Genomic DNA, 13,081 nt, shown 5'->3' with positions numbered 1-13,081 from the left:
ACCCACAATTTGCACCATTGAAGTTCTATGCGCATTGCGCGGCTCGACATGGATGCATTTAAACCGTCGTACTCGTTCGTGCCCGCCGGCAGCAACCCGGCAGAGGCCAGCAGCACGGCGCTTGACGTCACTGACGTACAGATCGAAGGACACGCACAAGACATCACGTTGCGTGTGTACAGGCAGCCGCAGAAAACCGCACTGCCGGTACTGCTTTATTTCCACGGCGGCGGTTTTACGAAGGGCTCGATCGATCAGGCCGACTTTGCCGCGCGTTATTTCGCAGAACACTTACCGGCCTTGGTGGTGTCGGTCGGTTACTCGCTGGCGCCGCAGTTTCCGTTTCCCGCGGCGCCTGAAGACGCACATCGCGCGGCGCTGTGGGTGCAGACCCGGGCGCGTGCGTTCGGCGGCAACAGCAGGAAGGTCGGCGTGGCGGGCCACGATGCGGGCGGGCAATTGGCCAACTGCCTCGCTTTCATCGCGCGCGATCGCGGCGACGTGCGCATCGCCGCGCAAGCGCTGTTCGGACCGATGCTCGATCCGAGCCTGACGCGCCTCGGCGACGAAAAGCGCCTTGGCTCGGACATTACCGCGAAGGAATGCGCGGCGTGCTATCGCGCGTATCTGCCGCAAGCGTCGCAACGCATGCATCCGTATGCCGCGCCGCTCGAATCGTCGCGCCTCGCGGGCCTGCCGGCCACGCTGATCGCGACGGCGCAAAACGACGTGCTGCATGTGGAAGCGGAGAAATACGCGAGCAGTCTGATCGACGCCGGCGTGCTGACCCAGGTGGTCCGCTATCCGAGCGTCTCACACGCCGCGCTGGCCGACCATCCGCCTGCGTTGCAGGAAGCGGTGCGATTTTTTCAGTGGCGCTTCGACGCGCGCGCCCATCGATAAACAGAATTTTAACCAACGATACCGGGAGCTTTTGATGACTATCCTTCCTCTTTCCCGTCGCCGTCTGGCGATTGCCGTTCTAGCCGTCGCCGTGGTGGCAGGGCTGGGCACGTTCGGCGCGATCCGCGTGGATGCGAGTTCGCCCGCGGCGCCCACCATCGTGCCGGAAGTCGATGTCGCCACGGTCGTGCAAAAGACCATCACCGATTGGCAGAGCTACTCGGGCCGCCTCGAAGCGGTCGAGAAAGTGGACGTGCGTTCGCAGGTGCCGGGCACCATCGTGTCCGTCAATTTCAAGGACGGTGCGCTCGTGAAGAAGGGCGACACGCTGTTCGTGATCGACCCGCGTCCGTACGCGGCCGAGGTGGATCGCGCCGAAGCGCAACTGGCGGCCGCTCAGGCGCGCACGGGCTACACGCAAAGCGATTGGGAGCGCGCGCAACGCCTGATCGCCGACAACGCGATCGCCAGGCGCGACTACGACGAGAAGCAGAACGCCGCGCGCGAAGCGAGCGCCAACCTGAAGGCCGCACAAGCTGCCGTCGAAACCGCGCGCATCAATCTCGGCTATACGAAGATCGTGGCGCCTGTATCGGGCCGCGTGTCGCGTGCTGAGATCACGGTAGGCAACGTGGTGTCGGCGGGCGCGAGCTCGACGCCGCTGACCACGCTGGTGTCGGTCTCGCCGATCTACGCTTCGTTCGACGCCGACGAACAAACCTATCTGCAATACCTGAACCGCGCGAAAGACGGCGGCAAGGTGCCGGTCGAGCTGGGTCTCGCGGATGAAAGCGGCTACTCGCGCAGCGGCACGATCGAATCCGTCGACAACCGGCTCGACACGTCGTCCGGCACCATTCGCGTGCGTGCGCGCTTCGATAACCAGGATGGTGCATTGATCCCGGGTTTGTACGCGCGCGTGAAGGTCGGCGGCAGCGAGCCGCATCCGGCTCTGCTGATCGACGACGCGGCAGTGGGCACCGATCAGGACAAGAAGTTCGTGCTGGTGGTCGACAGGAATAACCACGTCGTGTACCGCGAAGTGTCGCTGGGCGGCATGCAGGGCAATCTGCGCGTCGTCAAGGGCGGCTTGCAGGGCACCGACCGGATCGTCGTGAACGGCATCCAGCGGGTGCGTCCGGGCGATGCGGTGCGCGCTCACATGGTGCCGATGGACGCCGATCAGGATCCGAACAGCGCGCCGCTCGCACAAACGCGGGCGAAGGCAGACAAGAATTCGTGAGCCTCGTGCGCCGCGTTTTCATTGCGCGCGCATGCTCCAACCGCGCATGCTTCAACGTTAAGAGCTTCCAATGAACATATCCAAATTCTTCATCGATCGGCCGATCTTTGCCGGCGTGCTATCGGTCGTGATCCTGCTGGGGGGCATCATTTCGCTCTTCAAGCTGCCGATCTCCGAGTACCCGGAAGTCGTGCCGCCTTCGGTGGTGGTCCATGCGCAGTATCCGGGCGCGAATCCGAAGGTGATCGCGGAAGCGGTGGCCTCGCCGCTCGAAGAGCAGATCAACGGCGTCGAGAACATGCTGTACATGCAGTCGCAAGCCAATAGCGACGGCAACCTCACGCTGACGGTGACCTTCAAGCTCGGCACCAATCCGGACCTCGCGACGCAGCTGGTGCAGAACCGCGTCAATCAGGCGCTGCCGCGTTTGCCGGAAGACGTGCAGCGCCTCGGCATCACGACCATCAAGAGCTCGCCGACGCTGACGATGGTGGTCCACCTGATCTCGCCGAACAACCGCTACGACATGACGTATCTGCGCAACTACGCGCTGTTGAACGTCAAGGACCGGCTCGCGCGGATTCAGGGCGTGGGTGAAGTGCAGTTGTGGGGCTCGGGCGACTACGCGATGCGTGTATGGCTCGATCCGCAGAAAGTGGCGCAACGCGGTTTGACCGCCACCGAAGTGGTCAACGCGATCCGTGAGCAGAACATTCAGGTGGCAGCCGGTGTGATCGGCGCATCGCCTTCGGTGCCGGGCACGCAGTTGCAGTTGTCGGTGAACGCGCGCGGCCGTTTGAAGACCGAGGGCGAATTTGGCGACATCATCGTCAAGACCGCGCCGGATGGCGGTGTGACGTATCTGCGCGATATCGCGCGTATCGAACTGGCGGCATCGGAATACGGCTTGCGTTCGCTGCTCGACAACAAACCGGCTGTGGCGCTGGCAATCAACCAGGCGCCAGGGGCGAACTCGCTCGCGATTTCCGACCAGGTGCGTTCGGCGATGAAGGAACTCGCCGAAGATATGCCGGCGGGCGTCGAGTACAAGATCGTCTACGACCCGACGCAGTTCGTGCGTTCGAGTATCGAGGCGGTGATTCATACGCTGCTCGAAGCGATCGCGCTGGTGGTGATCGTGGTGATCGTGTTCCTGCAAACGTGGCGCGCGTCGATCATTCCGTTGATCGCGGTGCCGGTGTCGATTGTCGGGACCTTCTCGTTGCTGCTCGCGTTCGGCTTCTCGATCAATGCGTTGTCGTTGTTCGGCATGGTGCTGGCGATCGGGATCGTGGTGGACGATGCGATCGTGGTGGTGGAGAACGTCGAGCGGAATATCGAAAACGGCCTCAGTGCGCGTGACGCGACATATAAAGCCATGCAGGAAGTGAGCGGGCCGATTATCGCCATCGCGCTGACGCTGGTCGCCGTGTTCGTGCCGCTCGCTTTCATGAGCGGTTTGACGGGCCAGTTCTACAAGCAGTTTGCGATGACCATCGCGATCTCGACGGTGATCTCGGCATTCAACTCGCTGACCTTGTCGCCGGCTTTGTCCGCAATGCTGCTGCGCGGTCATGGTGCGAAGGAAGACCTCCTGACGCGTGTGATGAATCGCGTGCTGGGCCGCTTCTTCAAGGGCTTCAACAAGGTGTTCCATCGCGGCTCGACCGAATATGGCCGTGGCGTGACTGGCGTGCTGCGTCGTAAGGGCGCGATGCTCGTGGTGTACGCGATTCTGCTGGGTGCAACCGTGCTGATCTCGCGCGTCGTGCCGGGCGGCTTCGTGCCCGCGCAGGACAAGGAATACCTGATTGCATTCGCACAGTTGCCGAACGGCGCGTCTTTGGATCGCACGGAGAAAGTGATCCGCGATATGAGCGCGATCGCGCTGAAGCAACCGGGCGTGGAAAGCGCGGTGGCGTTCCCGGGTTTGTCGGTGAACGGCTTCACCAATAGTTCGAGCGCGGGCATCGTGTTCGTCACGTTGAAGCCTTTCAAGGATCGCGGCAGCAAGAAGCTCGCGGCCGGTGCTATTGCCGGCGCGTTGAACCAGCAGTACAGCGCGATCAAGGATTCGTTCGTGGCGGTGTTCCCGCCGCCTCCGGTGCTCGGCCTCGGCACGCTCGGCGGCTTCAAGATGCAGTTGGAGGATCACGGCGCGGTCGGTTATGCGGAGTTGAACAAAGCTGCCCAGGCGTTCGTGAAGAAGGCCGCGCAGACGCCCGAACTCGGCCCGACCTTCTCCAGCTATCAGATCAATGTGCCGCAGTTGAACGTCGATCTGGACCGAGTGAAGGCCAAGCAGCTAGGTGTGCCGGTCACGGACGTGTTCAACACGATGCAGATCTATCTGGGCTCGCTGTATGTGAACGACTTCAACCGCTTCGGTCGCGTGTATCAGGTGCGGGTGCAGGCGGACGCGCCGTTCCGTCAACGTGCCGACGACATCCTGCAACTGAAGACACGTAATGCGGCGGGCGACATGGTGCCGTTGTCGTCGCTGGTGACGGTCACGCCTACGTATGGTCCGGAAATGGTGGTGCGTTACAACGGCTATACCGCTGCCGACATCAACGGCGGTCCGGCACCGGGCTTCTCGTCCGGCCAGGCTCAGGCCGCGGCGGAACGCGTTGCGGCGCAAACCTTGCCGCATGGCGTGAAGCTGGAATGGACCGACCTGACGTATCAGCAGATCATCGCCGGCAATGCGGGGCTGTGGGTGTTCCCGATCAGCGTGCTGCTCGTGTTCCTCGTGCTGGCCGCACTGTATGAAAGTCTGACGCTGCCGCTCGCGGTGATCATGATCGTGCCGATGAGCGTGCTGTCCGCGCTGACCGGCGTGTGGCTCACGCACGGTGACAACAACATCTTCACGCAGATCGGCTTGATGGTGCTGGTGGGGCTGTCCGCGAAGAACGCGATTCTGATCGTCGAGTTCGCTCGCGAACTCGAGCATGACGGACATACGCCGCTGTCGGCGGCCATCGAGGCCAGCCGCTTGCGTCTGCGTCCGATTCTGATGACGTCGATCGCTTTCATCATGGGTGTGGTGCCGCTGGTGCTCTCGAGCGGGGCCGGGTCGGAGATGCGTCACGCGATGGGTATCGCGGTGTTCTTCGGCATGCTCGGCGTGACCTTGTTCGGCCTGATGCTGACCCCTGTGTTCTATGTGGTGCTGCGTACGCTGGCGGGCGGGACGATTCACGTCGCGCAGAAAGACGCGCCGCACTATGCGTTGCCGGTGACGGATGCCTGAGGAGAAAACAATAATGAAGCGGTTTGAATCTTTGAGCGGATGGGGCCGGGCGGCCGCCAGCGGTTTGCTGGTGGCGCTGCTCGCAGCCTGCTCCGTGGAGCCTACGTATAAGCGGCCGGAGGTGGATACGCCGGCCGCGTTCAAGGAGGCGCCGGTCGCGTCGCCGCAAAACGCGGGCACCTGGAAGCCGGCGCAACCCGCCGACGACGCGCATCGCGGCGAATGGTGGACGATTTTCGGCGACGCCAGGCTCAACGAACTGGAACAGCAGGCTGCTGCTGCGAATCAGGACCTGAAGGCGGCCGCGGCGCGCGTGCAGCAGGCGCGTGCGGTGACGCAGGCGGCGAAGTCGGACTGGTTCCCGAAGCTTGACGCGGGCTTCGGTCCGACGCGCGAACGGGCGTCGGCAGCATCGCAACTCCAGCCGGATAGCGCAGGCGGCACGACGGGCACGATCTGGCGTGCCCAGGTCGGGGCGTCGTATGAAGCGGATCTGTTCGGGCGGGTCGGTTCGAACGTGAATGCGTCGCGTGCGGACGAGCAGCAGAGCGAAGCGTTGTTCCGTTCGGTGCAACTTGCGCTGCAGGCCGACGTTGCGCAGAACTATTTCCAGTTGCGCGAACTCGATACGGATCAGGACCTGTACCGCCGTACCGTGGCGCTGCGCGAGGATGCGCTGAAGCTGGTCGAACGGCGTTTCAAGGAAGGCGATATCGGCGAGCTGGATGTGTCGCGCGCCCGCAATGAACTGGCGAGCGCGCGTGCCGACGCGGTCGGTGTGGCGCGTCAGCGAGCTGCCTCCGAGCACAGTCTGGCGATTCTGCTCGGCAAGCCGCCGGCGGATTTCTCGTTCGCGGAAACGCCGCTCGTGCCGGTGACGGCGCGGGTGCCGGCCGGTTTGCCTTCGGCGCTGCTCGAACGACGGCCGGATATTTCGGCGGCGGAGCGGGCGATGGCCGCGGCGAATGCGCGGGTCGGCCTGGCGAAGTCGGCGTTCTTCCCGAAGCTCGATATCACCGGCGCCTTCGGCTATGAATCGGCGACGCTCGGCGATCTGTTCAAGTGGTCGAGCCGCGCGTTCATCCTTGGACCGCTCGCCGGTACCGCGTTGACTTTGCCTCTGTTCGACGGCGGCCGCCGCAAGGCGAATCTCGCGCAGGCTCGCTCGAAATACGACGAGGATGTCGCGCAATATCGTCAGCAGGTGCTGGTGGCGTTCCGCGAGGTGGAAGACAACCTGGCCGATCTGCGTCTGCTCGACGATCAGATTCGCGAGCAGAACAACGCGGTAGAGGCATCGCAGCGGGCCGCGCATCTGTCGCGCACGCAGTACACGGAAGGCGCGGTCAGCTATCTGGATGTGATCGACGGCGAGCGGCAGGTGCTGATTTCGCAGCTTCAGGCGAGCCATTTGTCGGGCACCCAGGCGGTGTCGACGGTGAATCTGATTCGCGCGCTGGGCGGTGGCTGGGGCGATGTCAAGGCGCCCGATACGGCGGTGGGGGCGGTTGCGCCCGCGTCCGCGCTGGCGTCAGCATCAGCCTCTGCGGCTCCGGAGCAGGTAGCGAAGCGGTAAAGCAGGTAGCAAAGCGGTAGGTTGGCGCTTAAGCGAATGGGTAGACGAGGGCCGCCGGGTCGTGCGAAAGCGCGGCCCGGCTTTTTTTATCGCCTGTACAGTACCGCTGCTAAATCATCTTTCCTGCGTTCCTTCCAAAAATCGCTTCATAGACCGCCCGCATCCCGCCATCTATCATGGTCCGCTCTCTTTACGTGAAAATTGCATGAACCCACCTCGTCATGCCGAGGCGCTGGAAACGCTGCAAACATCCGCTGAGCCCGCAGTGCGCGATCTTGCTGGCTTGCTCGACGCATTGCGTGCCAGCGCCGCGCAACGCGATCGCGACGGCGGGCACGCCGCGCAGGAGAAGCAATGGATCGCCGACGCGGGTCTGCTGACGCTGGCCGTGCCGCGCGAATTCGGCGGCGCCGGTGCGAGCTGGCCCGACATCTACGAAACGATCCGTGCGATAGCGCGTGTCGACAGTGCGCTCGCGCATCTGCTGGGCTTCACCTGCTTGCAGGTGGTCAGCGTCAATGTGTGGGGCAATCCCGAACAACGTGCGCGTTATCTGCGCGGCACGGTGGAAGGGCGCTGGTGGTGGGGCAATGCGGTCAATCCGCTCGACACGCGACTCGTTGCGAGCGCAACCAGCGGCGGCGGCTATCGTCTCGATGGCCAGAAGGGATTTTGCTCCGGCACGCGCGGCTCGCAGATGATGACCGTTTCCGCGCAGGATCCGACAACCGGCCGACCGGTCTTCGCCGTCGTGCCGACGGCGCGCGAGGGCATCACCGTCCACGAAGACTGGAACCCGATCGGTCAGCGGCAGACCGATAGCGGCAGCGTGTCGTTCGCGCAGGTCAAGGTCGAGCCGCATGAAGTGCTGGAGCGCGCCGATACGCCGTACGCGAGTCTGCGCACACTGATCTCGCAGCAGGTGCTGACCAATCTGTTCGTGGGCATCGCGCAGGGCGCGCTCGACGAGGCGCGTGCGTACGTGAGCCAGTATGGCAAGCCCTGGATCAGTTCCGGCGTCGAAAAAGCCACTGACGATCCCTACCTGATCCAGCGTTTCGGCGAGATGCGTCTGCAAGCGGTGAGCGCGGAAGCGCTTGCAATGCGCGCCGCCTGCGCGCTCGAAGACGCGTGGCAGCAGGGCCCGGTGCTTGCCGCCGAAACGCGTGCGCAGGTCGCGCTCGCCACGTCGGAGGCGAAGATTCTCGCGCACCGCGCCGCGCTCGATGTCAGCGAAAAACTGTTCGACGCCTGCGGCGCCCGCTCGACGCACGCGCCGCTCGCGCTCGATCGCTTCTGGCGCAACGCGCGCGTGCACACGCTGCACGATCCGCTCGACTATCGCGTGCGCGATGTCGGCCGTTATGCGCTCAGCGGGACATTGCCGGAAGTTTCTTTGTACACTTGAGGCGGTTCGCGGCGGCCCTGCAGGCGCGCCGCGTTTCATCCACCTCAAGAGACCACCGGATTGCAGTTCAAACTACCGACTACGGCAACAGCGCCGTTTTGCCCGTCCGAGGTGCAAGGCACGGTCGCCGTCTCGCAAGGCGCACCTTTCTGGAAAAAAATCCTGCAATTCGCCGGACCCGGCTTGCTGATTTCGATCGGTTACATGGACCCCGGCAACTGGGCCACCGATATCGAAGCCGGTTCGCGTTACGGCTATAGCCTGCTGTTCGTCGTCGTGCTGTCGAGTCTCGCGGCCATGGCGCTGCAATGCCTGAGCATGCGCCTCGGCATCGCCACCGGGCGGGATCTCGCGGAGTTGTCGCGGGCGCGCTATACGCCAGGTGTCGCGCGTTTCCAGTGGCTGCTCGCGGAGTTGTCGATCGTCGCCTGCGATCTGGCCGAAGTGCTCGGCGGCGCGCTGGCTTTCCATCTGCTGTTCAAATGCTCGCTGACTGCCGGCGTGTTGCTGACCGCATTCGATACGCTGATCGTGCTCGGCCTGAAGGGCAAGAATTTCCGCGATCTCGAGGCGATCATGCTCGGACTGATCGCGACCATCGGCGTCGGTTACATCATCGAACTGGCGCTGGTGAAGCCGCATTGGCCGTCGGTCGCGCAGGGGCTGATTCCGTCCTGGCAGGCGCTCAGCTCACGTGAGCCGATGTATCTCGCGATCGGCATTCTCGGCGCGACCGTGATGCCGCATAACCTCTATCTGCATTCATCGATCGTGCAGACACGGGCCGTGAAGCGCGATTCAGCCAGCATCAAGTCGGCGATCGGCATGTCGCGCATCGATACGATTGCGTCGCTGGTGATCGCGCTGCTGATCAACATGGCGATCCTGATTCTTGCCGGTGCCGCGTTTCATGCGACCGGCCACAACCAGGTCACCGAAATCGAAGATGCGTACAAGCTGCTCGCGCCGATCGTCGGGACCGGTTTCGCGGCGGTGCTGTTCGCGCTCACGCTGCTGGCGTCGGGACAAAGCTCGACCTTCACCGGTACCGTAGCCGGGCAGGTCATCATGGAAGGTTTTCTGAAGCTGAAAATCCCGTGCTGGCAGCGGCGCTTCATTACGCGGGCGCTGGCCTTGATCCCGGCGTTGATCGGCGTGCAGATGTTGGGCAACGATGCGGTCGGCAAGCTGCTGGTCGCAAGCCAGGTCGTGCTGAGCCTGCAACTGCCGTTCGCGCTCTATCCGCTGATCCGCATGACCAGCGATCGTTCGCTGATGGGCGAATTCGCCAACCAGCTGCCGACGCGGCTGCTCGCCTGGGCGCTGTTCGCGGTGATCAGCGCGGCGAACCTGTGGCTGGTGGCGCAGACGGTGGGGTGGGTGAGCTAAGGTGGGTACGCTAAGCGGCCTCGCGTCGGACGCCGAAAGTTTAGGCTGCTTGCGCGATCTGCGATGCTTCGAGCGCTTCCTGACGGGCGGCGGCGGCCTTCTTGGTCTTGCCGGCGCGCGACGGCGGCTGGCAGGCGCCGCATACCACGTTGTGTTGCAGATCGTGCTTGTGGGCGACGAACTTGCCGGTGCAGCGGCAGCACTTGGTCAGTTGCAGGATGTCGGCGTCGAAGAAACGCACCAGCGTCCACGCACGCGTCAGGTCCAGCACGGGTTCGGTTTCGCTGTGCCGGCAATGTTCCAGATACAGCCGATACCCTTTGGTCAGCGCGTCCAGATGCGAGCAGCGCGCTTCATTCTTCAGGAACAGGTACGTGTTGTAGAACAACGATGCGTGGATGTTCGCCAGCCACGTCATATACCAGTCCGCCGAGAACGGCAGCATGCCCTTGGGCGGAGACACACCCTTGACCTCGCGGTACAGGCGGATCATGCGGTCGCGCGACAGCGTCAATTCGCTTTCGAGCACCTGCATGCGCGCGCCGAGTTCGATCAGCGCGATGGCGCGGAATACGTCTTGCGCGTCTTCGGTCAGGCTACGCTTGAGCATCGCAGTCACCTCGTTTAAGCAAACTGCTCGGCAGGCTGGCCTGCAAGCAGGATCGCAGCGTGAGTCGGCGAAACTGCGGCATGCTTCGTCGTTTGCGTCAACGCCGACAGCATCGAGTGGTCGTTGAAGCGGAAGAAGCACAAAAGCTGATCGGAAGCGGCCAGTTTGACGATCTGCGCGAGCGACAGCCCGGCAAGCAAATCAGCCAGTTCCGATGACAGTCCCAGCCGGAACATCCCGACCGGTTTGTCCTCACGCAACATGCGTTGCGCGAGCATGATGTAAGACAAGTTGATTTCGCGGATTGAATCCAGCGTCTCGCTGCTACGGTCCATTTTCTGCGTTTCCGAAGCCCCGAATTACTATGTCGGCTTTTTTGCCGTTATGTCTTTTCTGCCTCACCGGAAACGATGACCTCCGGCTACATGTCACCACCTGATACAGATGGCGATTTCTTGATACATAGCGTTACATTTCGTAACAGCTTGGGACGAATTGTATGAAGGGTAAAACCAGAAATCAATCCTTTCTCAAAAAAATATCTCAAAAAGATGCATCAAATTTCGGTAACTATTTCACAGTCCCGTAATAGAGGGGGCTGTGCCGTTTTCCCGCCCTCAAAAACTCTTGTCTGATCCATGCAAACCCTTGTATGGCGGGACTCAGGTTTGATTGTCAGGAAATAGGAAGAGGCCTGTCAGGAGACCGGAAAATCGCGCATTGGGCAGGAAGGGAAATAGAAAGTAAGCCCAATTAAAAGTAATAAATACCGGTCATTGGCATTGCGATGGGGACAAATCAGGCGTGTAACATTTCGGTGAGGCCCCAGTTACAAACAGCGCGGTATTTGTAACTTCCGGCAATCCGTTTGGGCGAATTCGTTCGACGGCGGGGCTGAACTCAGGGCCGCGGGCATGCGCCCGGCACATTGCGGGCGAATGTGACGGCCAGCTAGAGCCGGGCCGTGCAAGCTGCCTGACGCGATGCCGCTGAAATAGGCGCGGATGTCAAAACGCCGGTACTTCCGACCACGCCGATCAGCGGTGTTTCGGACGATGCGTACGGGCCCAGCGCTGGCCTGGCGCGAGCCGGTGCTGGGCGGCGCCGGTCTCGTGTTGCTGGCGTTGGTGGGATGGCTGCGCTGGCAGTGCCGGCAACGCCGCAATGACGCGGCCCGGCACTTCGCGCGGAACGGCTGATCGTCAATTCGGCCATAATCGACATTCGACGCGAGCCGGTCGTGAATCGACCGGCATGCCTTACCTGGGCCGACCCGCCGAACCCGGACGGTCAGCCGCCAATTGGACATCAAGGAGACACCGTGCTGAAGAATCTGGACCCGCTGTTGAACGCCGACGTGTTGTACGCGCTACGCTCGATGGGGCATGGCGACGAGTTGGTGATTTGCGACGCGAATTTCCCGGGCGCTTCAGTGGCGCGTACGACGGTGCTGGGCAAACTGCTTCGCCTCGACGGCGTGAGCGCGCCGCGTGCGATTCGAGCGGTTCTGTCGGTGCTGCCGCTCGATACCTTCATCGAGCATCCTGCTTCGCGGATGGAAGTGGTGGGCGAGCCGAACACGATTCCGGCAGTGCAACGCGAAGCGCAAATCGAGGTCAACGCAGCGGAAGGGCGCGAGGTGCCGTTTGCTTCGATCGAACGATTCGCTTTTTATGAGCGCGCGCGTCAAGCCTATTGCGTGATCGCAACGGGCGAAGAGCGCGGTTATGGCTGCTTTGTGCTGGCCAAGGGCGTATTGCTTGCGCCGGACGCCCCGCGATAATCGAGGCAGGTCGCGTCGAGGCGCGCCGTACACCTCTGCCCGAGCTTGGAAAAGGCGGGCAGTGCACATATTCTCAGGTGCAAAGCGGGGAACTGCGGCCGTCTGGTCGGGTCTGCTGCTTATTCATTTACAGGAGCCCCCTCATGACGCGTCCCGTCGATTCCGCTGTCATCCTCGTCGCGCGTATCGCCCTTGCCGTGCTCTTTCTGTGGGGCGGCGTGATGAAGCTGCTGGGCTATGCGGGCTTCGTCGGCTATCTGCATTCGAAAGGCGTGCCGTTCGTGCCGGTCGCCGCACCGATCGCGACCGCGGTCGAGGCGCTCGGCGGCCTGTTCCTGATCGTCGGCTTCAAGGTCCGTCCGCTCGCGCTCGTCATGGCGGTGTATACGGTGGCGACGGCAGTGCTGGGGCACGACTTCTGGAACGTCACCGATGCCGCCTTGCAACGCGACATGGTGATCCACTTCTGGAAAAACATCGGCATTGCCGGTGGTTTCCTGCTTCTGTTCGTGACCGGAGCGGGCCGTATCAGTATCGACGGCGCCCGCGCGCCGCGCGGCGGGTTGAATCGATGATGGCACAGGCCGTGCTGGTTGCTTCTGATTCCGGCTGTTATCAAGGGAGCAAACCATGATTCAAAGTTTCGAGCAAACCATTGGCGGCAAGGTCACGCAGCTGTGCGCAAGCCTTGGCGAAGGGCCCACGCCGCATCGCGTCATCATCAGCCTGGCGGATTCGGCGAAAACGCTGGTGGTTCTGGATGCATCGGGGCTCCTCAGCACGATCAAGGCCGAGATCGATGAGCCGGAAAAGCTCATCGCCGACGCGATCAGCAAGGCGCAAAGCGAAGGCCTGATCGAGCGCGCTATCGATACCGGCACGATTCAGGAGGCATCGCTCTGAGCCCGAAACG

At 62.7% G+C, this 13,081-nt stretch carries 12 protein-coding genes; 10 read left to right on the top strand and 2 right to left on the bottom strand.

The genetic code is table 11. From position 1 onward, the window contains the following. The first annotated feature begins 48 nt into the window (after positions 1 to 48). From AC07WT_RS32970 to AC07WT_RS32945, 6 genes are all read left to right on the top strand, one after another. Positions 49 to 903, top strand: a complete 855-nt coding sequence (locus AC07WT_RS32970; protein ID WP_492589781.1) for an alpha/beta hydrolase — start codon at positions 49 to 51, stop codon at positions 901 to 903. A 34-nt stretch (positions 904 to 937) separates the two neighbouring features. Continuing rightward, positions 938 to 2,146, top strand: coding sequence for an efflux RND transporter periplasmic adaptor subunit (locus AC07WT_RS32965; protein ID WP_492589783.1), 1,209 nt, complete (start codon positions 938 to 940; stop codon positions 2,144 to 2,146). A gap of 70 nt (positions 2,147 to 2,216) precedes the next feature. Further along, positions 2,217 to 5,402: an efflux RND transporter permease subunit gene (locus AC07WT_RS32960; RefSeq protein WP_492589785.1), complete on the top strand. Its 3,186-nt coding sequence runs from the start codon at positions 2,217 to 2,219 to the stop codon at positions 5,400 to 5,402. A 13-nt stretch (positions 5,403 to 5,415) separates the two neighbouring features. After that, positions 5,416 to 6,978, top strand: coding sequence for an efflux transporter outer membrane subunit (locus AC07WT_RS32955; protein WP_492589787.1), 1,563 nt, complete (start codon positions 5,416 to 5,418; stop codon positions 6,976 to 6,978). A 205-nt stretch (positions 6,979 to 7,183) separates the two neighbouring features. Further along, entirely contained in the window at positions 7,184 to 8,386 is a 1,203-nt protein-coding gene (locus AC07WT_RS32950) for an acyl-CoA dehydrogenase family protein (RefSeq protein ID WP_494950196.1), read from the top strand. 60 nt (positions 8,387 to 8,446) lie between these two features. Further along, positions 8,447 to 9,775: an Nramp family divalent metal transporter gene (locus AC07WT_RS32945; protein WP_494950195.1), complete on the top strand. Its 1,329-nt coding sequence runs from the start codon at positions 8,447 to 8,449 to the stop codon at positions 9,773 to 9,775. Between the two features lie 40 nt (positions 9,776 to 9,815). Here the strand turns inward: AC07WT_RS32945 and flhC are convergent, their stop codons facing one another. Beyond that, entirely contained in the window at positions 9,816 to 10,385 is a 570-nt protein-coding gene (flhC, locus tag AC07WT_RS32940) for a flagellar transcriptional regulator FlhC (RefSeq protein ID WP_492589793.1), read from the bottom strand. A 14-nt stretch (positions 10,386 to 10,399) separates the two neighbouring features. Then, on the bottom strand, positions 10,400 to 10,720 hold the full coding sequence (gene flhD, locus AC07WT_RS32935) for a flagellar transcriptional regulator FlhD (protein WP_115104566.1): 321 nt from the start codon (positions 10,718 to 10,720) through the stop codon (positions 10,400 to 10,402). Between the two features lie 720 nt (positions 10,721 to 11,440). Between flhD and AC07WT_RS32930 the strand changes: the two genes are divergently transcribed. The 4 genes from AC07WT_RS32930 to AC07WT_RS32915 all read left to right on the top strand — a co-directional run bounded on the left by AC07WT_RS32930 (position 11,441) and on the right by AC07WT_RS32915 (position 13,071). Then, positions 11,441 to 11,584 (top strand): hypothetical protein, encoded by a 144-nt coding sequence (locus tag AC07WT_RS32930; RefSeq protein WP_494951156.1) that lies wholly within the window; start codon positions 11,441 to 11,443, stop codon positions 11,582 to 11,584. Positions 11,585 to 11,706: 122 nt separating this feature from the next. Continuing rightward, the gene (locus AC07WT_RS32925; RefSeq protein WP_494950194.1) at positions 11,707 to 12,168 is read left to right on the top strand and encodes an RbsD/FucU family protein; all 462 of its coding nucleotides are present in this window, start codon (positions 11,707 to 11,709) and stop codon (positions 12,166 to 12,168) included. Positions 12,169 to 12,311: 143 nt separating this feature from the next. Then, positions 12,312 to 12,743, top strand: a complete 432-nt coding sequence (locus AC07WT_RS32920) for a DoxX family protein (protein ID WP_494950193.1) — start codon at positions 12,312 to 12,314, stop codon at positions 12,741 to 12,743. Between the two features lie 55 nt (positions 12,744 to 12,798). Next, the gene (locus AC07WT_RS32915) at positions 12,799 to 13,071 is read left to right on the top strand and encodes a hypothetical protein (protein ID WP_492589799.1); all 273 of its coding nucleotides are present in this window, start codon (positions 12,799 to 12,801) and stop codon (positions 13,069 to 13,071) included. Positions 13,072 to 13,081: the final 10 nt, after the last annotated feature.

It is taken from the genome of Paraburkholderia sp. GW821-FHT02A12 (assembly GCF_059422005.1).
The sequence above is the reverse complement of the archived record's forward strand: the minus strand, read 5'-3'. Positions and strand labels throughout refer to the sequence as shown.

Excerpts from the sequence above, each read along its gene's own strand:
- AC07WT_RS32970 (WP_492589781.1), top strand. The coding sequence starts at position 49 with ATGGATGCATTTAAACCGTCGTACTCGTTCGTGCCCGCCGGCAGCAAC.
- AC07WT_RS32965 (WP_492589783.1), top strand. The coding sequence starts at position 938 with ATGACTATCCTTCCTCTTTCCCGTCGCCGTCTGGCGATTGCCGTTCTA.
- AC07WT_RS32960 (WP_492589785.1), top strand. The coding sequence starts at position 2,217 with ATGAACATATCCAAATTCTTCATCGATCGGCCGATCTTTGCCGGCGTG.
- AC07WT_RS32955 (WP_492589787.1), top strand. The coding sequence starts at position 5,416 with ATGAAGCGGTTTGAATCTTTGAGCGGATGGGGCCGGGCGGCCGCCAGC.
- AC07WT_RS32950 (WP_494950196.1), top strand. The coding sequence starts at position 7,184 with ATGAACCCACCTCGTCATGCCGAGGCGCTGGAAACGCTGCAAACATCC.
- flhC (WP_492589793.1), bottom strand. The coding sequence starts at position 10,385 with ATGCTCAAGCGTAGCCTGACCGAAGACGCGCAAGACGTATTCCGCGCC.
- flhD (WP_115104566.1), bottom strand. The coding sequence starts at position 10,720 with ATGGACCGTAGCAGCGAGACGCTGGATTCAATCCGCGAAATCAACTTG.
- AC07WT_RS32930 (WP_494951156.1), top strand. The coding sequence starts at position 11,441 with ATGCGTACGGGCCCAGCGCTGGCCTGGCGCGAGCCGGTGCTGGGCGGC.
- AC07WT_RS32920 (WP_494950193.1), top strand. The coding sequence starts at position 12,312 with ATGACGCGTCCCGTCGATTCCGCTGTCATCCTCGTCGCGCGTATCGCC.
- AC07WT_RS32915 (WP_492589799.1), top strand. The coding sequence starts at position 12,799 with ATGATTCAAAGTTTCGAGCAAACCATTGGCGGCAAGGTCACGCAGCTG.